Source organism: Pseudoalteromonas sp. CO348 (assembly GCF_004208845.1).
GTDB classification, from domain to species: Bacteria; Pseudomonadota; Gammaproteobacteria; order Enterobacterales; family Alteromonadaceae; genus Pseudoalteromonas; species Pseudoalteromonas maricaloris.
The window spans coordinates 165,984-192,148 of the sequence record NZ_SGPI01000012.1 but is presented as its reverse complement, the minus strand read 5'-3'; the positions used below and the strand labels follow the sequence as shown (position 1 = coordinate 192,148).

The window sequence follows — 26,165 nt, the reverse complement described above, 5'->3', positions numbered from 1 at the left end:
GCGTTATAGTGTACACAATATCACTGTACGCAATAACGCACAACATAATGAAAGTTAAATCGGAAATTTCCAAAAACCTAGGTGTTAGATTAAAAGACATCAGAAAAGAGAGAGGCCTAAGCCTAGATAAATTGGCCAACATGACCGGCATCTCCAAGGCGATGTTAGGACAAATTGAAAGGTTTGAGTCTAGTCCAACAGTTGAATTATTGTGGAAGTTGGCGCAGGGTATTGGCATAGAGTACACAGTGTTACTTGATCCGAGCGACCCGCAGAATTCGAATAACTCTATCAACCAAGAAGGCTCTATATTTGCTCCTGTTTATTCATCTAACGGGTGCAAAAATACCGAGGTGTTTGTCATTTCTCTCATTCCAAATGATGAACACTTAAGAGAGCCGCATGATAATGTTGCCGAAGAACTTGTTCATGTTCTAGAGGGTCAACTTGAAGTTTTTTATGACGGTGTTTGGCATCTCCTTAAAACTGATCAGAAAACCAAGTTTAGTGCTGCGCAAAAGCATGGTTATAGAGCTTTAGATTCTGCTACAAAGTTTATTAACGTCATAGTTTATAAGTGAATTTCATTTTAACGAATTTTTGCCGATTGACTTTAAACAAGCAGTCTCTGATATTTTAGACTCTGAAGTATTGTAGTGTGCGTCCGCTCATCACTATCTTCAACTTTTGAGCGTCATGCAAAAATGTGAGACTTACCCACGCTATCAATACTCAATTACACATTTATGTTAATTCTAGGATATATTGCCTCGTTCATTTTCATTGCAAACAGCATTGGGTGGCTATTCACTTTGTCCTCAAGTGTATGATAATCCTGACCAAAGCCCGTATCATGGAATTGGTTTTCGAAGCTTTTACTTAACTCATTCAACCTAATATTGCCATAAAGGTCCTTTGCTTCGATGCCTTGCCGATCTGCACCAGAGAATCGAACAATTTGCGCAAGTCCTTCATGTACCTGTTCATAGGCATTTTTTAGCTTATTGTTTTCGTTAATTATAGACTCAAGATCCTCACGCAATTTACCGTCTACACTTCCACCAACGAGCTTTAGTGTGCCATCTTCCTCTTGCGATAAATCTAAAGAGCTCAAATCAATTCTTGGATTTAAGCTACTTTGTTCTTTTTTAAATTTTTCAAACTCGCTTAAGGTGGTTGCAAACGCCTCTTGCGTCTCTCCCATCACTTTATAATTTTGTTTGTTAATCTCAAAAGTTTCTTGTTTTAATTTTTGGATTTCTTCTTCTGTTAATACTGGCGTATTTTCGGCTGACAATGCCGCAGCGTTCATCTCCTTCTTTGGTGCTTGAGGTTCGATGTTATGCGCCTTAGCCTCCTTTTTAGCGGTTAAGTTACTGGCTAAATTGACCTGCGAATTAACTAGTGGTGACTTAATCTTCACTGTTTCAGTCCTTGATAGTGGTAAATGTCTGATGTAGAAAACATTAACATTTGTGCTGATTTTCTCAAGGAGAAAAGAAAACAACATTTGTAACCGCTTTTAAAAGACTAAAATACTGTATAAGACATATTGGCATAGAGAAAGTTAACTCTATGCCACTTTAATGAGGAAGTTAAGGTATAGGTCAGCAATGATATTTTCACTACACAAACCAGATTTTGGTGACAAAAAACTGCCTTACTCTTTTCAATATTAACGACTAGACAATTAAGAAATTAATTCTTCGTAATTCGTCATCATTAGGCGAACTTCTATATCCCATTGCTGACACATCTATTTCGCTTTGGTTAGCATTTACTGCAAGGCTCTTTACACCTTCCTGAGGATCTTTAATACTCAAAATTTCCAAAGTACCGAGTACGTTACCGCTGTCTCCGCCAATAAAGTCAATATCTAACTCACCATGGTGGCCTGTTTTAGCGACCACCTTAAAGACGCCATGTTCACCTCGAGGGATGACTTTACCATCGATTGAACTGCCATCACCCTCAACCCAAGAGTCTCGAGTGACTTTCGTAGTAATTGATTGATTTGTTCTATTCTTAATTGTGACATTCGCTGGACTGGACATAAACAAACTCCTTCTTTCGAACTTGTGCTTGAAGGCCTTCCCTCAAGCTGCGCACAAAGTATAGAAACGAAAAATGAGTAAGGACATTACAGCACATTACAAAAAGTACTGATGGGATTTGCCATATTTTTACCCAATGATAAGCGTATAACAAATTTGTACAACAATGCCACAACGCGAAATACATAAATAGGCTGACTGAAAATTGCCCGAAACAACGACCTGTTAGTCCCATTGAATGCTATATACTCTGGGCCATTGAGTTCTAAATTTACATTGGATATTAGCTAAATGATCCACGACAATGCTTTACTTGTTACAATGAATTCATCATGGTTTCAAGATTACTCCATGTAATTGAACCACTTAGACTAATTTCTCCGACACCATTCAATGAATCTATATTCATTCTTACAATTTTAGATAGTTTTTCTTTTCTATTATTAGAATCAACTAAGTCACTAAATTTTAATATTCGTGCAGCTAGTGGTGGCAACTCAAAGCCATATGGGTTAACTGGGTTAGACTTAAATACGGATTTGGCACCAGGTTTCGATGAAAATATCACAGCATTGTTTTGTTGGCGGTACTCAAATCTGCTCCCAATTTGCCGCATGACCTTCCCAATATCTGACAGCTCATTTGTGATCAGCGCACTATCACCAATATAGTAAAGTTCAGTTCCTTCTTTATCCCCTAATAGCATGCTAACCCTAGTAAGGGCATCAGCCATCTCATCATTTGGGTAACATGCATCGATCATTAGTGTGAAAGGTACGTTTGCCATTGACAGCGCATTGTATAGCTGCTCTACAAGAATAAGGCCATCTCCCGACTCACTAAGTGAAGGGCTATAGCTCTGTGCAGCTCGTTCCGCGTAGTCTTTATTTACATTACCTTGAAGTAGTACGATTTCTCCATTAGGTAAAGAAAGGGCATGCCCTGTGTAATATACCACTAGGTGCTCTACAGGATTCTCAAGAAGCTCTAGTGTCAGATCCACCGTCCAATCCAATAACTTATCATCACTGATCGGCATTTGTTTGGTGCTATTCAGTTGCTTTACAAAAACTGGGTCATAAGATTCAAAGAATTGCCGCATCAAAAGAGAAGCTTCTGTAGATTGCGGTATATCTAACGACCGAAAGTTAGCGTAATGTGCATTGGCAATTGTAACCACTCCAAATGAATTGTTCGTTTTTCGTTCTTGAACAGGGTTTTCATTACCGATCTCTGCCACTCTTCTAGAGCTCAATTCATTTAATACTAACGCACCTTTGTCAGATAAATCAGTAGCAACATAACTTGCTTCCATCACTTCATAGGCAAATACGATAGGCGAATTAATAGAAAATGATATTTCTTTTCTATCTTCAATATTATCTGAAAAGTTAAATGAGCCAAGTCTTGCTTTCTCAACTTTATATCCAGTTTTAGACATATCAACTAGCGTTTTGACACCAGACTCATTTAGCGCGCGAACCACGTACTCAACGACACCAACATACGCGCGACTTACAATAATTGGCTCTATATTATTTTCCATAGCCGCCTGCGCTAAAACATTTTTTGCAATTTTCTCCTTCAATGCACCAATTGGTAATTCTGCAATAAATGCATCTTTAATATTAAGAGTTACTTCCAATTGTCCATCATTAGAAAACGCATTATTAAACAAGCTGCTTTTTCCACCAGCCTGAACATTGGACATATCGTTAACAACTGCTTCTATAGTAAATTGTTCACCTCTCAAAATAGATTCATCATCAGCATCACCCGAGCTGTAAACCATAAATGATGAATTGCTTGGGGATAGTATTGAGCCCGGAAAGCGAGCATGTTTTGGAGGGAGATTTAACAATAACTTGCTTGGTTCGACATTTACAGCAGAGGCAATTGCTTCCTTTAATGTTTTCTTTTGTATATCTCCAATAACGAAAACGGCAATGCCAACTACTGCGGTTATAAAAACAACAATTGCGAGTGATTTCTTCATGATGGTCCCATAAATTCCTATTCACCTGTTGTAGCTCCAAAGCTACTATTGAGAAGTGTTTTTGATTGCATAACAACCGTAATCAACGAGCTATTGGGCTTTTATCTATCTTTAAATCGTCTTATTTCCATCCATCTTATACCTCTACCATTTGCTCTAAATAATTACTATTACAATGTTTACATTCACTCTACAATCTTATTCTAGGACAAAAACGAGTAAGTGGGAGGAACAACAGCAATTGGCAGAAGAGACCGAGCCGTTATATGACCCAGTTTATGGATTTCAGCAAAAACCACGCTATAAAAGAAAACCGACACGGGCTTTTAGGGATATTATTGACCTAAACCCCGCACCAAAACAATACGAAACAAGGTGGTTTAGGTGTGGCTACTGTACGAATATTTGGCAACGCTCAAGTATAGATATTCCTTATTCTGTTGATGAAACACCGTGCCCATCTTGCGATCACCTAATCAGAATAGGTTAAGGCAAACGACATGATTAACGACAAATCAAAAGCCCTACTTGAGCAAATGAGAATTGACGCCGATGAATACTTTGAAAGCTTATATAAAAGGTTTAATGATGATTACAGAGTATTTGCAGATGTTTTGGATAGCTTCAATCGCAATACAAAAACGCAGCCCGAATTCGCTTTTAGAGATTTTTGGCAGCAAAAGTACGCTTCTTACCCCATAGAATCAGAACTGTGTAATTGGACTTTTGAGCTTTTTAACAATTTAAAACGGTTTTACTCAGGAGGTGTATTTGAGCTATTCAAAACCAAGCAAGTCGAGTGGGGAGCACCACCAATCAGAATTAAACGCGAAGACGTACCAACGAACTCAGATATTGAGCAACTTGAAGATGAAGTAACTATATACCGTGGTTTATCACCCGACGAGTTTGAAAGTAAAAATTTCGCACAGTCTTGGACTATAGACTATGAAACAGCTAGACGATTTACTCATGAAATATATAAAGATAAGATTCAAGGCATAGTTGTTAAAGCGATTGTTCCAAGAAACAAAGTTATCTATTTTGATGCTTCTGACAATGAGCAAGAAGTGATCATTGAATATGGTTCAGTAAAAATAGCGGAGATATTTGCTCCAACAAAAGCTATCAAACCCGTTAGTTGAAGTACTAATAATCAGGTAATGGCCAACTATCTTCTTTATTAAAACTTGAGCGATCGATGAGCTTCTCTCTACGTGGTACACTTCGCGATAGCAAAAGCAACTAGTACGAATGAGTTTTAGTATAGTTTTGAATACTATTAATAAGACTTACACTTCAAACAGCACATATTGGAGTTTGTAGTGACTTACACTTCAAACAACAATATGGAGGTTTGGGTGGCAGTCTTACCAGCCACATCCCGGCACACAAGTCATACGCTGTGGCTGCTTCGTTCCCGACCTGACCAGATTCACGTACTATTGTTGCGAGAGGACCAATAAGACTACCATTGAGGGCCTTGTTTGGCGCGGAAAGAATTATCTCGAAGATTGCAGGGGGATGCAAGGGAAAAGTCAAAAAGCTTGGCTAACTGGGTGATGTTTAAACAGTTTGCCAAGCTTTTGTGGATTTTATGAGGCTGTGCGCTTATTTGTTCAACGCAATTTTAATTTCTTCTAGGCGCTTTTTCACTTTTTTCATGTTTTCAGGGCCCATTCTTAAAAACTGTTTTTGCGCCGAAGAAAGTTGCTCCCATTCTGCATAAGCATATTTATAGGTAACTGAGTCTTTTACCAAAGGCAGTGCGGTGTCTGGAATGGGTGTTGCCAACAACTCGTCGATTGCGTCAGTTAACGTGCCGTTGAATGCATCTCCTTCGTAGCCTATTTCTTCGTATGCTTGTTCAAATAATGGTTTGTATTGGTCGTATAATCTAACTACTTGCGCGGTGCTCATGGTGTCGAACATGGCGACATAAGGTGTGTAACGCTCGTAGCTGTTAGGGTCGGTAATAATAATGTCGTCATCAATTACGCTAAAGCCATCTTGCGGCTTCACCACTGGTGAATGGTTTTCTGCCACTTTACCCTTTGCTAGGTTATCTACATAAACCACCGTACGGCGGATCACATCATCGTCTGCCAGCAATTTTACCGCTTGATTAGAAAGATAGTTCGATACCGCTTCTTTAATTTCTGTATCACTTTGTGAAAGCGGTGGTAGTGTTACTTCAGGTTCAACCGGCTCTACTTGCTCTGGCTCGATTTGCTCTCGTTGCGGTGGCAAGGTGACTTCAGGTTCAACCACTTGCTCAGGTGGTGTTTCTCTTGCGGTATTGACCAGTGGCGTTTCTGTTTGTTCAGGCACAACAATATCTTGCTTTACCTTTTGGTTTTCCGTCGATGGAGTGTCTTTTTGTGCTAGCACAAACACAGCCACAATAATCAACGCTAGTACAACTACCGCGGCAAATAACAACTGGCTGTTAGAAGGTCTTTTATTACCTTCTTGATGATTCTCTGACATGGGGACTCCCTCTTCGTCATTGTTGATACGCGTTAATGTAAAACTATCACCAAATACTTGACTAATAACTTAATGCGCGCTGAAACCCTAAAAAAATGCGTTGTGGTGCACACTCTGGCTACACCTTGTTCAAACATTTGATCTTAATAAAAATACTTGAGCACCGAACTTAAGTTCAGTACATTGAAGTTAAGCTAAATTGCCACTTTATTAAATACAAAATCGCGCCAATTAGCGACTAAATTAAACCGCTAGTTTGTTAAAATTTGTTTGTGCCACCATAGCGCTTTAGTGCTTAAATTTCAAAATAATAGCCTAATATGTTGCGCGGGTATGTGCACTCAAACAACTTGGGTTTTAGCTAGGTTCAACTAGAATAAATAATACAACCTATAAGCGGCATAAGGGCAGAGTGGCACTTTACTACTAAAAATAACGCATTTACTGGAGTTATCAACTCTTTGCACCTAAAGCATTACAACATCAACAAAGATAAATAACGCATAAAAAGACCAAATTTAAATTAAGCAAATTTAACAGCAGGATGGCCTCTTTTGAGAAAGCACAGAACGAGTGATAAAAAAATTGCCTTACTACTGACTGGAGGTGGCGCAAGAGCCGCTTATCAAGTTGGGGTATTAAAGGCGCTTGCGCAAAGTATGCCTCGTACTTCTCCCCTCCCCTTTGAAATCATTACTGGTACCTCTGCCGGTGCAATTAACTCGGCGGGGATTGCCTGTTACGCATCTTGCTTTCACCTCGCGGTGAAAAAAGTGGAATATATTTGGAAGAACTTTAGCACCGACATGGTGTACAAAAGCTCGTTTACCGGTGCATACGGCCATTTATTTGCCAATATGATGCGCAGCTTTCAAGCACAATACCTTAATCAGCCACCAGCCAGCTTGTTAAATAACTCGCCGCTTCGAAAGCTGCTGGCTAATGTGCTTGATTTAAATCGCATCGATCACAATCTACACCGCCATTATCTTGATGCAATCGCGATTACGGTTTCGAGCTATTCTACTGGTAAATCAGTGGCGTTTTATCAGGCGAACAATGCTGAACCTTGGCAGCGCTCAAAGCGCGAAGGCGTTCCGGGCACAATTTCGCTCGACTTACTCATGGCAAGTTCGGCTATACCTATGGTGTTTCCAAGCGTGCGCGTTAAGCATCATTACTATGGTGATGGCTCTATCCACCAGCTTTCCCCGCTTAGCCCTGCCATTCATTTAGGTGCGGATAAAATCTTTGTGATCGGTGTTGAGCAGCCTAAACTGCCACAGCCGCTCGGTTATGAGCCGCATTTTCCGGGAATGTCTGTGGTCGCCGGTCACCTGCTAGACAGTGTGTTTAGCGATACCCTAAATTCAGACATCGAACGGCTCGACCGCGTCAACCGCACGGTAAGTTTGCTACCGGCCAGAGAAAAGCACAAAGAGCTTAGGCGAGTAGATCATATGCTCATCAAGCCAACGGTTAATTTTAATGAAGTCGCAGATCATTATTACGAAGATATGCCGTTGGCAATCAAGCTGTTACTCAGAACCATGGGGGTTAAAAAACATTCTCCGTCGAGTTTAACGAGTTACTTGCTGTTTGAGCGTACTTATACACAAAAACTTATTGAGCTTGGATTTGAAGACGGCATGAACCGCTTGGACGAAATGAGAGCGTTTTTGGAACTCAAATAAGATTTACAATAATAAAAATAGGTAGTGAAAAAGATGTATAAACCTACTATAAGTGCACTTCTGCTTATCGCACTTGGGTCAATTTCATTTAGCGCACACAGCCAAACGTTCGACGTTGTTCAAACCATCCAAAATAACACCGCTGGGTTTAGCGGCTTAGATAATCCAAGGCAGCTGCGTTTTAATCGCCAAGGTACGCAGGCCGTTGCAGTAAGTGGCGACGATAACGCAGTGGTTACATTTACGCTTGATGCACATAAGCAGCTAGTCCAAGATCAACTCTTTCAATCGAGCGACGCGCATCCACTTTTACTGACCGGCGCATCCGATGCGGTATTCGTAAATAGCAATCTCATTCTTAACACTAGCTTTTACGATGGTGCATTAAATGTGTTTGCAAAAGATAAAACGGGTAAGTTTAACCTTGTGCAAACCTTTTCTGACGAAGTGTCTTACAAAGTGGTGTTTGATCCAACCAAAAATGCCTCAGCTCATGACACCCTTAGCTTGTTTGCACCTTGGAAAATTAGCTTAAGTGGCGACAAGCGCTATGCATTTATCCCAAGTTATAAAAGCAATACGGTCACTGCTTTTAGGATCACTCCTACAAACAGCGTGACTTGGCTCGGCCCAATTGATAGCGCTGAGCAAACTGATATGGGTGGGCCTGTGGATGTGCTAGTAAGTAAAGAGGCTAACGCGCTTATCGTTGCAGGTTATGAAGGCGATGTCATTACGCTGTGGCAACAGACAAAAGGTACTTATACTGTTAAGCAGCGCATCGTTAAAAACGACACTAACCTGCTCGCACTCAGTAAACCACAAGCCTTGGTTGCAAGCTCAGATTTCACTGTTTTTTATGTTGCAGCGGCGGGCAGTAACAGCATTTTAGCCTTTGAGCGTCAACAAAATGGTCAATATCAATTGCTCCAGACCATTGATGCAAACCAAGTTGGCAAGCCACTTAACGGTGTCTCCACCTTGTTACTTGCTGCTGATGGCAAAAGGTTGTTCGCAGCGTCTGAGAGTAGCTCTGGTATTGCAGAGTTTAGCATTACCGCAACGGGCAAGCTCACACATATCGCAACTTTTGATGATTTGACCAATTCCTTAGCCAATATATCGGCCTTGGCTTTTGTGACTGACGCAAATCATTTAGCTGTATCTCTTGCAAAACAAGATACCATCAAAATACTCAAAATAAGGAAGTAGTAACGCATGTGGCCAACTGATAAACCACTGATAGGACACCATGTCACCCTTGAACCATTATCAACAACACATATTAATGCGCTGCAACAGGCAGTAAAAGATGGTGAAGCTTGGAAGCTTTGGTATGCCAATGTCCCCACCCCAGACGATATGGAACGCTATGTTAACACTGCGATAAGCCAAGGATCTGAAGGCAACCTTGCCTATGCGGTAAGGCTAAATAGCAGCAACGAAATCGTGGGAACCACCCGCTATTACAATGTAGATATAGCCAATCGCCGTGCCATGCTAGGCTATACATGGTACAGCGATAAAGTACGTCGAACAGCGGTTAACACGGAGTGTAAGTTTTTGCTGTTACAGCAACTTTTTGAAGATTTTGACGCCATTGCCGTTGAATTTAGAACCCACTTTTTTAATCATGCCTCTCGCAATGCCATTGAGCGGCTTGGCGCCAAACTCGATGGTATCTTGCGCAGCCACCAGATCGGTAGAAACGGCGAGCTAAGAGACACCGTTGTGTATTCGATTATAGCCTCAGAATGGCCCACCGTTAAGCAGCATTTATTGAGCAAGCTCGACAGGTAGTAAAAGCATAAAAGATCGCAGGGTGAACCTGCTCCTACTTTGTGTTGTAGGAGACGCTTTACGCGGCGATCTGTAACAACAAAAACAGCACACAAGATCGCAGGGTAAATCTACTCCTACTCCGTGTTGTAGGAGACGCTTTACGCGACGAGCAGTAACAACAAAAACAACACACAAGATCGCAGGGTGAACCTGCTCCTATTTTGTGTTGTAGGAGACGCTTTACGCGACGAGCAGTAACAACAAAAACAACACACAAGATCGCAGGGTGAACCTGCTCCTACTCCGTTGTAGGAGGCGCTTTACGCGGCGATCTGTATAGCTTACTGCACGATTTTACTTTTTGCTTGAGCTATCATGCTTTCAAAATAATCATATACTGACGGATCTTCGACTTGCTGTGCTTTCGCAAGTTGCAAGGCGTGATTAAAGCTTTTCAGCGCCTTATTATACGCTTTGTTCTCTATATATCCATGGCCTAGGCTTGCATGGGCATAAGACGAGTCGGGATAACGCGTGACAAATGCATTTAAAGTCGCAAGTGCAGCGTCTAGACGTTTATGGCTGGTTTGCGCGTCAGCAAGTGCTCTGTATATAGACTCTGGCACTAACACATCAAACTCATAGCGCTTAGAGAGCTTTAGATAATAATCTTCAATATCAGAGATATGCGCATATTTTCCTGCTTCTTCACTAAGCTCAAAGTAAAAATCGTCAAAAAGTTTCGTTAACCCTTCATAGAGACTTGGGTAAAACGTCGTTTGATGCGTTTCCAATTCTTTGAGGCTAAATTGCCAATTTACTTCTTTTGATCGGAGTGCTTTCAGGTTTGACGCAACTCGCATACCGTTGGTGTAAAAGTCGCCACCTTCCCCAGCGATACTAAGATACAGATTGCGACGTAAATCATGTGCTGAGTTGCTGAGTGCTTTAAACTGCTGATCGAGCTCTTCCTCACCCCACCAACCTGGCGGACTAACAAGCAGATAATTAGTAAATATCTCTGGCTTATTTAAAAAGGTGTGTAGTCCGTAGATCCCACCATTGGAATACCCTACTAATGTACGATTAGGTTTGAGTGAATATTGTGACTCAATGAAAGGAAATAACTCTTGAGTTAAGAAGGCTGTAAACTCGGTTGTCTTGCCAAATTGAGGAAACTTCTCTTTAATCCAGCGCTGTCGATCACTTTGAGCCTCACCGTTAATTGGCGGTAAGTAGTCTCTTGTTCTCACCGTGGTTTTCAACCCAACAACGATGGTAGCTGGTATTTTTCCAGTGCTAACCAAAGACTCCACAATGCCCACTGTTTGGGTAAAAAAGAATTCTGCATCGAGTAAGTACAACACTTGATATTGTTTCTTAGGGTCATAATCATTTGGCGTATAAACCATGACCTCCCTATTCTCACTTAATATCTTAGATGCAAAAGTTATTTTAGACCCAATCGTGATGGCTTGTTGTTCTAATGTTTGCCCATACACCTTGCCCAATGCTGCAAGTAGCATTAACAATAGCAAAATAATAAAACGCATGACTTTCCTTTTTAGTTTATTTTTATCAGTGTGTTACATTAGAAAAAAACAGAGCGATAAAACAGCAAAGTTTGCTGATTTTTCGCTGATAATTCGCTGAAAAAAGAATTTTAAAATGGAATTAAAGCAGTTTTTGGTAGCAGAGCACCTTGTGGATGTAAACCGCAATCATATTGTTATCGACCAACAGACTTATGCGCTCCCCCCTAAAGCAATAGCGGTGCTTTGTGAATTGGCAAAACAACCTAGAGAAGTAGTGAGCTTTGAGCAACTACTTAACACCGTTTGGCACGACAGAGTTGTTTCTCCCAATACATTGCAGCGCTGCATTTTCCAAATTCGCCAAGTATTCAAATATGCTGGTAGTGAGTTAGAGTTTATAAAAACGCACAGTAAAAAAGGCTATAGTTTAGAGGCATCCGTTACGTCGACAAGCGATAAGCCGAGCGCGCATAAAGCGACTCAAAAATCTCACCCACGCGCTGCAAGATTTGGGGTAGCGGCACTAGCGATAGTTATCACGGCTTATCTCTTTACGGTTATAATTCAACCAAAAACCAACCCCAGAGTACCGATTCAACCTACTTTTACTCCAATGACCACAAGTGACGCATGGGATGCAAATGCCAGCTACTCACCCAATGGACAATGGATTGTTTTTCAGCGCTTTAGCGATAATTGCCATAGTCAGCTTTGGGTAAAAAATCTAGCCTCGCACAAAACCTCTCGTTTAACCGCTCGCCAGGGCGTATACGGAAAACCAAGTTGGTCACAGGACGCAAAGCAACTAACTTTTACTGAACGGAGTCATTGCAAGGCTCAAGAGACGTCTCCCTTTTGCTGGTCTTTAAACACACTAAATGTCGATACTGCAATCAACTCACCACAAAATCCACATGCCGTTATCGCTTGCCAAGAAAAGCCCATATGGCGTGCAAATTGGATGAAAAGCGGCGAGATCAGTTACTTATCTCATTTGCGCCCTAAGCGAGTAGTGCCCTACCTTTTTGATTTAAATACAAAAAAAAGCCGCACTACCGAGTATTTGCCAAACTTTGAAAACTACACTCTTGACTATCTTGCAGATCAAAATGTTTTCGCAATGGTGAGCATTGATGAGCACAACTCTCATCACCTGAATATTTACAATCCTGATAAGACACTAACGATCACGGCAAAGATAGTACTACCGCACGAATTGTCACCATTACAGCCAATTGAAGTCAGTTATCATCCAAGCGGCGAGTATTTGCTCGCATCGACGACTAATGGACTTTATAAACTGCAAACCAACGGGAGCATGGTTGCACTTGATACTGGGGGCAGAAAGAATCTAAGAGAGGCTTCTTTTTCAGCTGATGGAAAACAGATTTTAGCGACACAGATAAATGCCGATACCGATATTTTTACCTTAAGTCTTGCTCAAATACGAAATCACCAAACCGCTGCGGCAGCAAAGATAGCCAGAACAACAATGAAGGAGGACAACCCACAGTTTCAACCTCATGGTGATCATATTGCTTTTACATCTACACGTACCGGCTCAAGACAAATATGGCTTTACAATGACCAAGGTGTTTCACAGCTTACCGATTCACGGCACGACAATATCAGCAAACGAATTGTGTGGTCTCCTGCGGGTAATGAGATAGCTGGCACAACACAACAAGGACTCACTATTTGGTCCTTAAATGGTGAGAAAACCCTCATTGCTAATTCGCTTGCCATTGATTCCGTCCTGCAGTGGCTGACGCCGAAAACGTTGTTGGTCACAGCAAGGGAAAATGGAAGCGCGGGGCTTTACATTATAAATAAAGATACCAAAGAAGCCTCACTCATTGTTTCTGAAAATGTAGTTTGGGCCGCGCAAGTAGATAGTGAGCATTTTCTTTATCAAGATATGAGTCAGCGTTTTTGGCTTGTTAACACAAACGCAGCTCCCGTACCGACTGAGGTCCATGAATTACGCGCTCAGTTAGCGCAGCCATTTGCCGTTTATAAAGACGGTATATTGTACGGCGTAAACAACGACAACCAACTATGGTCTTATCATCTCAGTACAGGGATATATCAACGCCTTGCAGAGGTACCCAGTAACAGTCGCTACTTAGCAGATTTTAACGGTGAAACCTTTTTGTTTACTCAAATGCATTTGATGCAAAAGCATATCGTGTCATTTAATACACCTGATGATCGAGGAACATAGATAGAGCAAGATCGCAGGGTGAACCTGCTCCTACTCCGTGCCGTAGAAGACGCTTTACGCGGCGAGCTGTTAAAAAAGCATAGATTTAAGAACCGTTATTACGGCAGGCCATCGAGTAAAAACTGCTCCGCACGTTCAACGCGGCGGGGTTTTCCCTTTAACAGCAAAACATCATTAACGCGTAAAACGGTTTGCTCATCTGGTTGAGCAATTTCTTCGCCGTCGCGTCTTAACGCAGTAATATCAACGCGCTTAACCTTGAGCTCAAGCTCAGCAATTGACTTGTTAACGGCAAATGCATGGTCTGGCAAAGCAATGGCATGCAGATATTCTAACCGCTCGCCAGTAACTTCATGCAGATCACTACTGTCTCCAGCAAAAAAACCATGTAAATACGGATAACGATTTTCTCGCTCTTTACTGACACGACGAAAAATTCTGCGCATTGGCACGCCAGACATGTACAGCACATGAGAAACCAGCATCAAACTTGCTTCTAAAGTTTCTGGCACAACTTCTGCGACGCCCATGGCTTTTAATTGCTCCATGTAGCTGTCATCTTTCATGCGTACCAAGATCTTCACTTCGTGGGTACGCCGACGAATGGCGTCAACAACCACCTGCGTCTGTTCAAAGTCATCAAAGGTAATGATAACCAAGCGCGCTTTATCAATATTTGCTGACTTTAACAGCGTTTTTTGTGCCGCATGACCAAATAGCACGGGCTCACCCGCAATTTGTGCGTCTTGTACAATTTGCGGGTTGCGCTCTACCGCAATATAAGGAATAGCCTCTGGGCGTAAAAATCGTGCGATAGTTTGACCAACACGCGCATAACCAAAAATCACAACATGATTTTTTAAATCAGCCGCGTTATAACCACTCGGCGCTTCGGGTTGCCAGTCTTTTTCTATTCCCAAGATATTGAGAATATGCGCGGTTTTACTAATAAGATATGGCGTTAACGCCATAGACAACACGCCAAGCGTGATCAAGAAGGACACCGCATTTTGATCCAACAACTGATGTTTACTGGCAAGCGCGAGTAACACAAAGCCAAATTCCCCCATCTGCCAGATCAAAATACCAGCGCCCCAAGCATCTTTTTTACGCTCACCCATTAACTGCGCAACGCCAACGATGATCAACACTTTGATCACAAGCACCGCGGCAAGTGCTGCAACAATATAAATAAACTGGTCGAGCACATAAGGAATATTTAGCTGCATACCCACTGTGACAAAAAAGAGTCCCATTAAAATATCTCGAAATGGTCTAATTTCTGCCTCAAGCTGATGCCGATATTGGCTTTCCCCTAACATCATGCCCGCTAAAAATGCGCCGAGCGCCATTGAAAGTCCGAATGCATAAGTGAGCGAGCCCGCGCACAGGGCTACAACCAAAGTAGATAAAACAAAGAGCTCATCTGTTCTTACTAATGCGATTTCGTTAAATATTCTAGGTAGTAACCACTTACCTATTGCCCATAAAACCAGACACACCACCGCACCCTTAGCAAATGCAAAAAGTAGCGCTGATGCCAGCTCTGAATTACTCGCAGAGGAAATAAGCGGAAACGCGATGAGCAGCGGCACAACGGCAATATCTTGGAATAACAACATGCCAATACCGAGCTGACCATGACGTGTGTTGAGCATCCCCAGCTCTTTTAACAGCTTAACCACAACCGCCGTAGAAGAAAGTGCGATGAGGCTCGCAATCACAAATGCCCCTACCCACTCATATTGCATAAAACGCAATACCAACATACCAATTATCGTGGTCACAATGACCTGTAAACTCCCTAAACCGAATACTACGTTTCGCATTGCCATTAATTTTGGCACGGAAAATTCAAGCCCTAAACTGAACAGTAAAAACACGATCCCAAGCTCAGCCATAAAGTGAATTTCTTGGCTGTCACTCATCCATCCAATGCCGTGACTGCCCGCAATTACTCCAGTGAGCAAATAAGCCAGAATAGGCGGCAAGCCAACCCGCTTAAAGGACCAGACTAAAATTACAGCACATAACAGCAAGGCAAAAACCTGCGCGAAGATACTTTGCAATCTGCCTCCTGAGCGAAAAAATTGACGGGGAATAAAGGTGGATTTCTTTTTCTTTCTCTTAAATATAGCAAGCGTTTGTTTTTAAGCCAGTTTAAATTTTTGGCACAAAGTTCGCATATTAATCATGTATTGTTGTATTTAAGGGGAAGAAATATGGAAAATGTCCATATTTTGACACAAAGATTGCCGACCAGAGGCGATTACTTGCCGTTCAATTCTGAACAGTATAGTACGCAAGGCGGTGAACACTACGCGCGATTAGTCGACAAACTTCAGACAACACTCAACATTGAAGAGCTGTTGACTATTTACGCGGAGCATGTGGCAAGAATTTCAAAAATTTCGGGACTCCAGTTCCATTGTAGCCTTGGCGTCTTTCAGATGAAGGACAGCGATAGCCAATTTCCAGCTAGTACGTTTGATCTTGAGCTCGAAAAAGAACACTTAGGCCAGCTGGTGTATTTCAGTGAGTTTCCATTTAGTGAAGCTATCAAGGCAAAATTGTCAAAATTACACGCCTGTTTAATTTACCCAATGCGTAACGCTTTGATGTATAACCGTGTGTTGCAACTAGCAACCAAGGACTCACTAACTGGACTTTACAATCGCAGCCAGTTTGCAGACAACTTAGAAGAAAAGCTTGAACGATGCCGTCGTCAACATCGTAATTTCAGCTTAATGCTTTTAGATTTAGACAACTTTAAGCAGGTGAATGATGTTCATGGCCATAAAGCCGGTGATGAAGTGTTGGTTGAGTTTTCACGTATTTTGCAAACCTCAACGCGCGCAACTGATTCGGTATTTAGATTCGGTGGTGATGAGTTCGCCATCTTAATTGACGACCCTGCGTTTACAACCAACAAAGTTATCGCAGAAAGAATTATGGAAGCCGTAAGAAAGTCGAGTATGTTGGCTAAATACACGGTGACCACAAGCATTGGCTTTACGCTGGCATCGAGCCATGATACTGCCGACAATATATTTGCTCGTTCGGATAGCGGCTTATACCGCGCAAAAGCAGCCGGACGAAACTGCGCTCGCGCAGTATAAAAAAACCACTTCCCCTTTTGCTCAGCGTTATGCGTTAACGCTGAGCATCTTTTCCTAAGTATAGGTATGCCATCAGGGCAAGTGCCGCGCCGTTAAAAAATCCATTTATTACCCATGCCAGCGCAAGGAAATCGGGTAACTCTGAAAACATCACCGCAAGCATTGGCGCAAGTAAGCCAAGAATAAAATACATTCCGCCCTTACCATGCCAATACAGAAGTAAAAACACAATACTGATAATGCCTGATGCCGAAGCAAATATTTGATTCAGCCACACCACTTCACTCGACATAAAGAGTACGATAAACACCACCGCAGTGAACACCACCGCATAAGGCGCTTTTTGCGCTAACTGTTGGCCAATCTTTTTACTTTCAGTCATCTTTTACTACCCAAATAATGCCATTATCCTCTGCGTGCTCGGCACTCACAAACAGTCCGTTCACCGCCACCGGTGTATCATTGTAATAAACAACCGCAATAGAATCACGCTCCCAGCTTGGAATGTACAAATCTTTTAGCCAGTGTTTCAAGGTATTAGAGCCAGGTTTGCCCTGTGGTTTGATTTTATCTTTAAGTCTACCGTAACGAATGCTAACGATTTCGTCCGTGAAGGGTTTGCGGACCCCCTTGCCCGTTTGTAAAGCAACAGGTGTACTTTGCCCGCTGAGTTCGTTGAGGTTAACGGTCTCAATGTCATGCTTTTGGCTATTTTCCGTTACCCAATAAAGTGCATCACGATAACGCCTCACTGCGCCTTGCTTAAAACGAATTTCAAGTTGACTGTCTTGGCGTGATGAAAACGCCTGTTGTACGATTTCATCCAACTGTTTTTGACTCGGCATCTCTATGCCCTGCTTTGATAACCACAGTCTGATGACATTATCTCTTCTTGCAAAAGAGAGCTGTTGTAAAGCCGTGATATTTAGCGCCATCCGACAACGACACTTTTGCAAGTCTTCTTCACTGACCTCATCAATTATGGTTTGTTGGCGCTGTAAAATATCAATACTGCGCAGTGTGTTAGCGACAAAACCATTGAATCGAGAGGTAAGTAACGGGATCACCTGATTGCGTAAAAAGTTACGGTCAAACGCATCGTCGGCGTTGGACTCATCAGTAATATGCTCAAGACCAAACTGCCGTGCAAATGCTTCAATGTCATTGCGACTAACGGCAAGTAACGGACGAATACAATAGCGCCCTGATGCCAGCTGAGTTGTCGCTCTCATCGCTCCAAGCCCGAGTAATCCAGAGCCGCGCTTTAATCTCAGTAAAAAAGTTTCTACTTGGTCATCGGCATGTTGCCCAAGCACGATTGCAAAACCTGCTTTGGCCGCGTCATCTAATGCTTGATAGCGAGCTTCGCGTGCTTGCGCTTCAAGGCTAGTGCGGGTTTTTCGAGTAATCGAAACCTGTTTTGCAACAAAGGGAACATTAAGTGTTTCACAAAGTGATTGGCAAAATTGCTGCCACTGCGTAGCGTGCTGTGACAAGCCATGATTAACATAAACCGCTTGGAGTATAACGTTATGCTTGTTTGCATATTCTCGACAAAGGTGGAGCAACACAACCGAATCCACACCACCAGATAAGGCAATGCACAACCCTTTGGCGTCAAGGCTGGAACTCAATACCTTTAAACTTGACTCTACTTGTTGGTAAACCCGACTATTAATCATGTTTTCTACAATCAATAAAAAAAGCCGCTCGATAGCGGCTTTTTAACTTAAATTAGCATTGATATCAATACGAGCAGAAACCCGTATTAACAATAACCAAATGACATCAGGCGCTTATAACGCTGATCTAACATCTCTTCGGTGCTTAGCGCTTCAAGATCAGCCAAGTCACGTTTAAGCTGCACTTTCAGGTTTTTCGCCATCGCATCATAATTGCGGTGTGCGCCACCTAGCGGCTCTTCAATGATGTTATTGATAAGGTCCAGCTCTTTTACTCGAGAAGCTGATACACCCATTGCTTCTGCTGCAAGTGAAGCTTTGTCTGCACTCTTCCAAAGAATAGAAGCACACCCTTCAGGTGAAATTACAGAATACGTGCTGTATTGCAGCATGTTTACTCTGTCACCTACCCCGATAGCTAATGCGCCACCAGAACCGCCTTCACCGATCACGGTACAAATTGTTGGTACTTTGAGCGCTGCCATCACTTTAAGGTTACGTGCAATCGCTTCACTTTGACCGCGCTCTTCAGCGCCTACGCCCGGATAAGCTCCCGGTGTATCGATAAAGGTAATGATTGGCATCTTAAAGCGTTCAGCCATTTCCATTAAGCGCAATGCTTTACGATAACCTTCTGGCTTTGGCATACCAAAGTTACGTTTGATTTTTTCAGCCGTATCACGACCTTTTTGCTGACCGATAATCATTACTGGTTTGTCGTCAAGACGCGCAACACCACCAAGAATAGCCGGATCGTTAGCAAAAGTACGGTCGCCCGCAAACTCGTCAAACTCGGTAAAAATGCGCTCAATATAATCGCGAGTATATGGACGAAGCGGATGACGCGCTAATTGAGACACTTGCCAAGCGCCTAAACCGTCGAAAATTTTCTTTGTTTGCTCAACATTTTTGTCTTTTAAGCGGCTGATCTCTTCTTCAAGGCTAAGATCTAAATCGCCAGAGCGGCTAACGTTTTGTAATTCTTTGATCTTTGCTTCCAATTCAGCGATTGGAAGTTCAAATTCAAGATAATTGAGGCTCATGCTCTAAACTACCTGTTTAGTTAAATTCTAATTCTAATTCCTGCGCCGCCAGCAGTGATAAACGAGTTAAAAGCTCATCACTTGGCGTCACACACCATTGTGTTCCTAATGTTAACTCTGCTAATGCATCAGGACGCTGATATTTAATTTTTACCGGACACGTTCCAAATTTATATGGTTCTAGCACTTTTTTGAAATTATCAAAGAAGTTCGCGTCAATTTGAGCCATATTTAGCGTCATTTTTATTGCACTAATACGCTTTTCTCGCGCCTGAGCAATGGTAGAGATTTCTCTTGCGGTCATTGTAATGCCACCAGAGAAGTTATCAAAGCTGACCTGTCCAGATATTACCAAGATTTGGTTAATTTGCAGCATTTCTTGGTACATTTCAAACTGTTCAGGAAATAAGCGTACATCAATTCGGGCACTTTTGTCATCTAAAGTGATAAGTCCCCAACGCGCTCCTTTTTTGTTTATCAAGGTACGAGCATTGATAACCAGTCCCGCCGCGGTTGCTACCGTATCACGATTACCGGGTTGTAAGTCAACTAACTTACCAGAGGTATAATATTTTAATTCTTTGCGGTATTGATTAATTGGGTGGCCTGTTAGATAAAGACCTAAGGTTTCTTTTTCCCCATTTAACCATTCTTTATCGCTAAGCGGCGTAGCTTTGATAAAGGCTTGTTCAACCTCCTCGGGCTCAACCGCAAGCAAACCAAATAAGTCGCTCTGTCCAAGTGATTCGGCTTTGTGATGCTGCTCTGCCGACTTCATGGCATCCTTTAAGCTTGCCAGTAAAGTCGCGCGCCCTGGCTGATCTCTGTCAGGACCAAGCTTATCAAGCGCTCCCGCGTATATTAGCTTTTCAATCACGCGTTTATTTAGACGCTTTAAATCAACTCTGGCACAGAAGTCGAATAAATCTTTAAATTCTCCCCCTTGGGCTCGCGCTTCAAGGATCGCTTCAACAGGGCCTTCACCCACGCCTTTTATCGCCCCTATACCATAGACGATCTCACCTTGACGATTTACAGCAAATTTGTAGACACCGGCATTCACGTCTGGTGGTAGCAGCGTCAACTTCATGTTTTCGCATTCATCTACCAAGGTTACGATTTTGTCAGTGTTATCCATATCCGCTGACATTACCGCCGCCATAAACTCGGCAGGGAAATGGGTCTTCATCCATAGCGTTTGGTACGACACTAACGCGTAGGCTGCGGAGTGTGATTTGTTAAAGCCGTAACCCGCGAACTTTTCTACCAAGTCGAAGATTTTCATGGCAAGTTCGCCTTCGACGCCATTATCTTTGGCACCATCTTCGAACGTTGCACGTTGCTTCGCCATTTCTTCAGGCTTTTTCTTACCCATCGCACGACGAAGCAAGTCAGCGCCACCTAGGCTATAACCGGCAAGCACCTGCGCTATCTGCATTACCTGTTCTTGGTAAAGGATGATCCCGTAGGTCGGTTCTAGTATAGGTTGTAGACTTTCATGCTGGTATTGTGCATCTGGATACGATACTTCTTCACGACCATGCTTACGGTCGATAAAGTTATCTACCATGCCCGATTGCAAAGGACCCGGACGGAATAGCGCAACCAGTGCGATCATGTCTTCGAAACAGTCTGGCTTCAAGCGACGGATCAAGTCTTTCATACCACGAGATTCCAGCTGGAATACCGCAGTTGTTTGTGCGTCTAGTAACACTTTAAAACTTGCAGGGTCATCCAATGGGATCGCAGCGATATCAATCGGCTCACGACTTTCTCTACCAAGGCGTTCGTTCGCCATGTCGAGCGCCCATTGCAAAATGGTTAGCGTTCTTAGACCGAGGAAGTCAAACTTAACCAGACCTGCGGTTTCTACGTCGTTCTTATCAAACTGGGTAACTGGGAACTTACCTTCTTCGTCGCAATACAGTGCTGCAAAGTCGGTAATGGTGGTAGGCGAGATAACAACACCACCGGCGTGTTTACCCGCGTTACGCGTACAGCCTTCAAGAATGCGACATTTATCAATCAGTTCACGAACTTCTTCATCGCTATCGTAAGCTTCAGGCAAGCGAGGTTCAACATCAAACGCTTTGGCAAGTGTCATACCAGGGTCGCCAGGTACAAGCTTGGAGATCCTATCTACGAAGCCATAAGGGTGACCAAGCACACGACCAACGTCTCGAATTACCGCTTTTGCCGCCATCGTACCAAAGGTGATGATCTGAGATACTGCGTCTCGACCATACAGTTTAGCAACGTGGTCAATTACCTCGTCTCGTCTATCCATACAGAAGTCGACGTCAAAATCAGGCATCGAAACCCGCTCGGGGTTAAGGAATCGTTCGAATAGGAGATCGAATTCAAGTGGGTCAAGATCCGTGATCTTAAGCGCATATGCCACCAAAGAGCCGGCACCGGAACCACGACCTGGACCTACAGGGATGCCGTTATCCTTACTCCACTGAATGAACTCCATTACGATTAAGAAGTAACCTGGGAATCCCATTTGGTTGATAACGTCGAGTTCAACCTGCAGACGGTCGTCATACTCACCACGCTTTTCTTTGCGGTCATTTTCATCAGGGAATAAGAACTGCAAACGTTCTTCTAGACCATCTCGCGATACTTTTACCAAGAAATCTTCAATCGCCAGATCGCCCGTTGGATAATCTGGTAGGAAGTAGGTGCCAAGCTGTACCGTCACGTTACAGCGCTTAGCGATTTCTACGGTGTTTTCTAAAGCTTCTGGAATGTCACTAAAGAGCGCTTGCATTTGCTCTGAAGTCTTTAAATATTGCTCTTTAGAAAAGCGTTTTGGTCGATTTTTGTCTTCTAATGTATAACCGTCGTGAATAGCAACGCGAATTTCGTGGGCATCAAAGTCTTTTTCGTGTAAAAACACCACTTCATTCGTCGCCACAACAGGTATATTACGTGCAGCCGCGACCTCCACAGCACCATGGAGATATTCTTCTTCTTGTGCACGTGCGGTGCGTTGTAGCTCAATATAAAAATGGTCGCTAAAATGCTGCTCGTAAAACGCCAGCGTTTCTTCAATTAGCTTAGGATTGCCTTTTAAGATAGCTTTGCCTAAATCGCCATCTTTCGCGCCAGAGATAAGGATCAGCCCTTCTTTGTATTTTGCAAGCCACTCTTTATCAATTACAGGGCGATGGAATACATGACCACGAAGATAGGCATCGGAGATCAACAAGGTGAGGTTTTTATAGCCTTGATTGTTCTTGGCGAGAACGAGAATTCGGCTTGGTTCATCAGGAAACTGATCTGACTTTAGCCAAAAATCCGCACCAATTATTGGCTTGATCCCTGCCCCGTGTGCGCCACCATAAAAACGCACCAAACCACATAAGTTCATTTGATCGGTGATGGCAAGCGCAGGCATTGCAAGCTCTTCGGCCCTTGCCACAATTGGTTTGGTCTTCGCTAGACCATCCACCATTGAGAAGTCACTGTGTACACGCAAATGGACAAACTGCGGGGCTGGCATGCTTACTCCTTCTCGGCCAAAATTCGTTGCACAGGCTTAAAGCTTGTACGGTGATGCGGAGTAACCCCATGTGCTTCGAGCGCGGCAAAGTGGGCTTTGGTTGGATAACCTTTGTGGCCTGCAAAACCAAACTCAGGATATTCCGCATCGAGTGCTAACATCTCATTGTCTCGGGTGACTTTCGCCAATATGGATGCCGCACTTATCTCGGCAACTAGGCTATCCCCTTTTACAACTGCGGTTGCCGCAACACTTAGCTTAGGTAAACGATTTCCATCAACAAATACATGATCAGGTTGAATTTCCAATCCTTCAACTGCGCGTGTCATCGCCAACATTGTTGCGTGAAGAATATTCAAATCATCAATTTCTGAAACTGACGCTCTCGCAATGCAGTAACATAATGCCTTTTCTTTTATCTCTTCTGCCAATGCAATGCGCTTTTTCTCTGACAGTTTTTTCGAGTCGGTTAACCCTATTATTGGTTTGGTTGGATCTAAAATGACGGCAGCGGTAACAACGTCACCCACCAACGGGCCACGTCCTACCTCGTCAACGCCTGCAATATACTGCACATCAGGACGTTCAATTTGCATCTATTAACTCCATTACAGCCTGAGCCGCTTGTTTGCTGGCATTTAGGCGAATGTTCTCATGTATCTCGTAAAACTTTCTAACAAGCTTACTATTATTGCCTTTTAACATCGGGAAAAGTGCATCAGCGAGTGCGTCAGGATTACACTCTGCCTGTAAAAACTCAGGCACAAGAGGTGCGTCAGCCAATAAATTCGGCAAGGCAAAGTATTTGATGTTAAAGGTAAAAAAGGTATTAAAAATCCAATAACTCTTAGGATTTAGCTTATACCCGACTACCATTGGCTTTTTATATAGCATCGCCTCAAGTGTGGCAGTTCCTGAGGCCAGTAAAACGGTATCCGCAGCTTGCATTGCCAGTGCTGACTGGCCGTCAAGCATAATTGGATTCAATTCCGGCGCGACTTCATTCAAGGCTTCCAAAAACTGTGCTCTGCGCTTTTCGTTTACCAAAGGCACGACTATTTTTAAGTTAGGTATTTTATCGACTAATTTTTTTGCAGTGGCAAGGTAAGTGCGGCTCAATAAGCCAACTTCAGAGCCCCGGCTACCAGGAAGCAGTGCTAAAACCGTATCATCTTGACTTAAGTTCAGCTGTGCACGCGCACCTGCGGTATCCGGCTCAAGTGGAATTTCATCCGCTAGCGTATGACCCACAAATGTACAAGGCACTTCATGTTTATCATAAAAGGCTTTTTCGAACGGCAGCAAAGACAGCACTAGGTTAGTCGCCTCGGCAATCTTATGGATGCGTTTTTGACGCCACGCCCACACACTCGGGCTTACATACTGAATGGTTTTAATTCCTGCCGCTTTCAACGGTTTTTCAACACGCAAATTAAAATCCGGCGCATCGATACCGATGAATACATCGGGTGGATTATCAATAAAGTAATTCACCAACTGCTTTTTAATTTTTAGCAAGCGAGGTAAGCGACCAAGCACTTCGACTAGTCCCATAACAGCGAGTTCATCCATGTCAAACAGGCTTTTACAACCCGCTTGTTGCATTTTAGGACCACCGATCCCGACAAAATTGGCATTGGGGTAATGAAGTTTTAGCGCGTTTATGAGGCCAGCACCGAGTATATCGCCCGATAACTCTCCTGCGACCACGCCAATGGTGATATTTTTTTCGTTAGCCATTGTTATTTTTCAGTATAAAAAAACGCCATACAAAATGTATGGCGTAAGTATAACCTGTATTGCGGTTCAAGTTTAGCGGATCAAACCACGATTAGAAGTCGCAATAAAATCAATCATTTGCTGAACTGCTGCGAACTCAGAAGCATCTTCTTTTAGCGCTTCTAACGCATCTTCTAAACGCAGCCCCTTACGGAACAACGTTTTGTATGCACGTCTTGTTGCCATGATTTCATCAGACTCAAAGCCGCGACGCTTTAAACCTTCAGTATTAATTGCAACGGGTCTCGCTGGCGTGCCAGTCGTTGTAACAAAAGGCGGCACGTCTTGGTTCACACCCGAGTACATACCAATAAAGGCATGTGAACCCACTTTACAAAATTGATGTACACCTGAATTACCCGCAAGGATAACCCAGTCACCAATATGTACATGTCCGGCTACACTTGCATTGTTAGCGAAAATCACATTGCTGCCAATGACTGCGTCGTGTGCCACATGGGTGTAAGCCATAAATAGGTTGTTGCTACCAATTCGAGTGATCCCTTCGTCTTGAATTGTGCCACGATGGATAGTCGCACACTCACGAATAACGTTGTTATCACCAATAATTAGCTTGGTTGGTTCATCCTTGTACTTTTTATCTTGGCAGGCTTCCCCTACTGACGCGAATTGGAAAATGTGATTGCCTGAACCAATCTCAGAAGGGCCTTTGATCACAACATGTGATTCAATCTTACAGTTATCACCAATGACTACGTCATTGCCAATATAACTATAAGGGCCTACAGAAACATTCTCGCCTAGACGCGCGCCTGATTCGATAATTGCGGTAGGATGAATAGCCATTAAAACTCTCTTCTAGCACACATAATTTCAGCTGAACACACAGTTTTGCCTTCTACTTTAGCTTCAGCACTGAATTTCCAGATGTTACGGCGTTCTTTTTCGAACTTAACGTGCAAATGCATCGTGTCACCCGGTAAAACAGGTTGTTTGAAACGTGCATTATCAATCGCCGCAAATAAGTATAGTTCATTCTCGCTGCGATTCTCGACCGTTTTAAAACCAAGTAAACCTGTTGCCTGAGCCATCGCTTCTAGGATCAACACACCTGGGAAAATAGGTTGCTCAGGGAAGTGACCCGTGAAAATAGGCTCATTAATCGTCACGTTTTTAATCGCGTGAAGATATTCACCAGGCTTAAAATCTACCACTTTGTCAACAAGCAACATTGGGTAGCGGTGCGGAAGAAGTTTTAAAATCTCTTGGATATCAAAGCTGTTTAATTCGTTAGCCAA

General features: G+C 42.9%; 21 protein-coding genes and 1 other RNA gene. 7 read left to right on the top strand and 15 right to left on the bottom strand.

The features are described from left to right. Positions 1–47 precede the first annotated feature (47 nt). The gene (locus EXT48_RS05445; protein WP_084204354.1) at positions 48–581 is read left to right on the top strand and encodes a helix-turn-helix domain-containing protein; all 534 of its coding nucleotides are present in this window, start codon (positions 48–50) and stop codon (positions 579–581) included. Between the two features lie 155 nt (positions 582–736). On the opposite strand, the gene EXT48_RS05440 is transcribed toward EXT48_RS05445, so the two are convergent. The 3 genes from EXT48_RS05440 to EXT48_RS05430 all read right to left on the bottom strand — a co-directional run bounded on the left by EXT48_RS05440 (position 737) and on the right by EXT48_RS05430 (position 4,050). Continuing rightward, entirely contained in the window at positions 737–1,510 is a 774-nt protein-coding gene (locus tag EXT48_RS05440) for a hypothetical protein (protein ID WP_240703346.1), read from the bottom strand. Positions 1,511–1,682: 172 nt separating this feature from the next. Beyond that, the gene (locus tag EXT48_RS05435) at positions 1,683–2,054 is read right to left on the bottom strand and encodes a hypothetical protein (protein ID WP_039497169.1); all 372 of its coding nucleotides are present in this window, start codon (positions 2,052–2,054) and stop codon (positions 1,683–1,685) included. Positions 2,055–2,370: 316 nt separating this feature from the next. After that, positions 2,371–4,050, bottom strand: coding sequence for a hypothetical protein (locus EXT48_RS05430; RefSeq protein ID WP_130163799.1), 1,680 nt, complete (start codon positions 4,048–4,050; stop codon positions 2,371–2,373). Between the two features lie 500 nt (positions 4,051–4,550). Here EXT48_RS05430 and EXT48_RS05425 point away from each other — a divergent pair, with 500 nt between their 5' ends. Beyond that, positions 4,551–5,195 carry a hypothetical protein gene (locus EXT48_RS05425; protein WP_130163798.1) on the top strand — a complete coding sequence of 215 codons (645 nt, stop codon included), beginning with the start codon at positions 4,551–4,553 and terminating at the stop codon, positions 5,193–5,195. A gap of 223 nt (positions 5,196–5,418) precedes the next feature. On the opposite strand, the gene ffs is transcribed toward EXT48_RS05425, so the two are convergent. Both ffs and EXT48_RS05415 read right to left on the bottom strand, forming a co-directional pair. Continuing rightward, positions 5,419–5,515, bottom strand: an RNA gene (gene ffs / locus EXT48_RS05420) — signal recognition particle sRNA small type. A gap of 146 nt (positions 5,516–5,661) precedes the next feature. Then, the gene (locus tag EXT48_RS05415; RefSeq protein WP_130163797.1) at positions 5,662–6,540 is read right to left on the bottom strand and encodes a DUF3014 domain-containing protein; all 879 of its coding nucleotides are present in this window, start codon (positions 6,538–6,540) and stop codon (positions 5,662–5,664) included. Between the two features lie 554 nt (positions 6,541–7,094). Between EXT48_RS05415 and EXT48_RS05410 the strand changes: the two genes are divergently transcribed. Genes EXT48_RS05410 through EXT48_RS05400 form a run of 3 tightly spaced genes read left to right on the top strand, consistent with a single transcriptional unit; the run spans position 7,095 to position 10,034 of the window. Beyond that, positions 7,095–8,234 carry a patatin-like phospholipase family protein gene (locus EXT48_RS05410; RefSeq protein ID WP_130163796.1) on the top strand — a complete coding sequence of 380 codons (1,140 nt, stop codon included), beginning with the start codon at positions 7,095–7,097 and terminating at the stop codon, positions 8,232–8,234. Positions 8,235–8,267: 33 nt separating this feature from the next. Further along, complete coding sequence (locus tag EXT48_RS05405; protein ID WP_130163795.1) at positions 8,268–9,446, top strand: beta-propeller fold lactonase family protein; 1,179 nt, start codon at positions 8,268–8,270, stop codon at positions 9,444–9,446. 6 nt (positions 9,447–9,452) lie between these two features. After that, positions 9,453–10,034 carry a GNAT family N-acetyltransferase gene (locus EXT48_RS05400; RefSeq protein WP_130126050.1) on the top strand — a complete coding sequence of 194 codons (582 nt, stop codon included), beginning with the start codon at positions 9,453–9,455 and terminating at the stop codon, positions 10,032–10,034. Between the two features lie 323 nt (positions 10,035–10,357). On the opposite strand, the gene EXT48_RS05395 is transcribed toward EXT48_RS05400, so the two are convergent. Further along, positions 10,358–11,569 (bottom strand): alpha/beta hydrolase-fold protein, encoded by a 1,212-nt coding sequence (locus EXT48_RS05395; RefSeq protein ID WP_130163794.1) that lies wholly within the window; start codon positions 11,567–11,569, stop codon positions 10,358–10,360. 115 nt (positions 11,570–11,684) lie between these two features. On the opposite strand from EXT48_RS05395, the gene EXT48_RS05390 reads away from it, so the two are divergent. Further along, the gene (locus EXT48_RS05390) at positions 11,685–13,775 is read left to right on the top strand and encodes a winged helix-turn-helix domain-containing protein (protein WP_130163793.1); all 2,091 of its coding nucleotides are present in this window, start codon (positions 11,685–11,687) and stop codon (positions 13,773–13,775) included. A gap of 98 nt (positions 13,776–13,873) precedes the next feature. Here the strand turns inward: EXT48_RS05390 and EXT48_RS05385 are convergent, their stop codons facing one another. Beyond that, positions 13,874–15,844, bottom strand: a complete 1,971-nt coding sequence (locus EXT48_RS05385) for a monovalent cation:proton antiporter-2 (CPA2) family protein (RefSeq protein WP_130163792.1) — start codon at positions 15,842–15,844, stop codon at positions 13,874–13,876. Between the two features lie 153 nt (positions 15,845–15,997). On the opposite strand from EXT48_RS05385, the gene EXT48_RS05380 reads away from it, so the two are divergent. Further along, positions 15,998–16,894 (top strand): GGDEF domain-containing protein, encoded by an 897-nt coding sequence (locus tag EXT48_RS05380; protein WP_010371382.1) that lies wholly within the window; start codon positions 15,998–16,000, stop codon positions 16,892–16,894. A gap of 34 nt (positions 16,895–16,928) precedes the next feature. Here EXT48_RS05380 and EXT48_RS05375 read toward each other — a convergent pair whose 3' ends face one another. The 8 genes from EXT48_RS05375 to fabZ form a co-directional block, all read right to left on the bottom strand. Continuing rightward, positions 16,929–17,276 (bottom strand): hypothetical protein, encoded by a 348-nt coding sequence (locus EXT48_RS05375; protein ID WP_039497156.1) that lies wholly within the window; start codon positions 17,274–17,276, stop codon positions 16,929–16,931. Further along, positions 17,269–18,576 carry a tRNA lysidine(34) synthetase TilS gene (gene tilS, locus EXT48_RS05370; protein WP_130163791.1) on the bottom strand — a complete coding sequence of 436 codons (1,308 nt, stop codon included), beginning with the start codon at positions 18,574–18,576 and terminating at the stop codon, positions 17,269–17,271. Before tilS ends, EXT48_RS05375 begins: the two co-directional genes overlap by 8 nt. Positions 18,577–18,662: 86 nt before the next feature. Further along, a complete protein-coding gene (gene accA, locus EXT48_RS05365; protein WP_010371368.1) occupies positions 18,663–19,619 on the bottom strand; it encodes an acetyl-CoA carboxylase carboxyl transferase subunit alpha in 957 nt (318 codons plus the stop codon). A 16-nt stretch (positions 19,620–19,635) separates the two neighbouring features. After that, positions 19,636–23,127, bottom strand: a complete 3,492-nt coding sequence (gene dnaE, locus EXT48_RS05360) for a DNA polymerase III subunit alpha (protein WP_069018614.1) — start codon at positions 23,125–23,127, stop codon at positions 19,636–19,638. A gap of 2 nt (positions 23,128–23,129) precedes the next feature. Beyond that, complete coding sequence (gene rnhB, locus EXT48_RS05355; RefSeq protein ID WP_130163790.1) at positions 23,130–23,723, bottom strand: ribonuclease HII; 594 nt, start codon at positions 23,721–23,723, stop codon at positions 23,130–23,132. Then, a complete protein-coding gene (gene lpxB / locus EXT48_RS05350) occupies positions 23,713–24,867 on the bottom strand; it encodes a lipid-A-disaccharide synthase (RefSeq protein ID WP_010371362.1) in 1,155 nt (384 codons plus the stop codon). Before lpxB ends, rnhB begins: the two co-directional genes overlap by 11 nt. 72 nt (positions 24,868–24,939) lie before the next feature. After that, positions 24,940–25,713, bottom strand: coding sequence for an acyl-ACP--UDP-N-acetylglucosamine O-acyltransferase (gene lpxA, locus EXT48_RS05345; protein ID WP_017216085.1), 774 nt, complete (start codon positions 25,711–25,713; stop codon positions 24,940–24,942). Further along, positions 25,713–26,165, bottom strand: coding sequence for a 3-hydroxyacyl-ACP dehydratase FabZ (gene fabZ, locus EXT48_RS05340; RefSeq protein ID WP_010371351.1), 453 nt, complete (start codon positions 26,163–26,165; stop codon positions 25,713–25,715). Before fabZ ends, lpxA begins: the two co-directional genes overlap by 1 nt.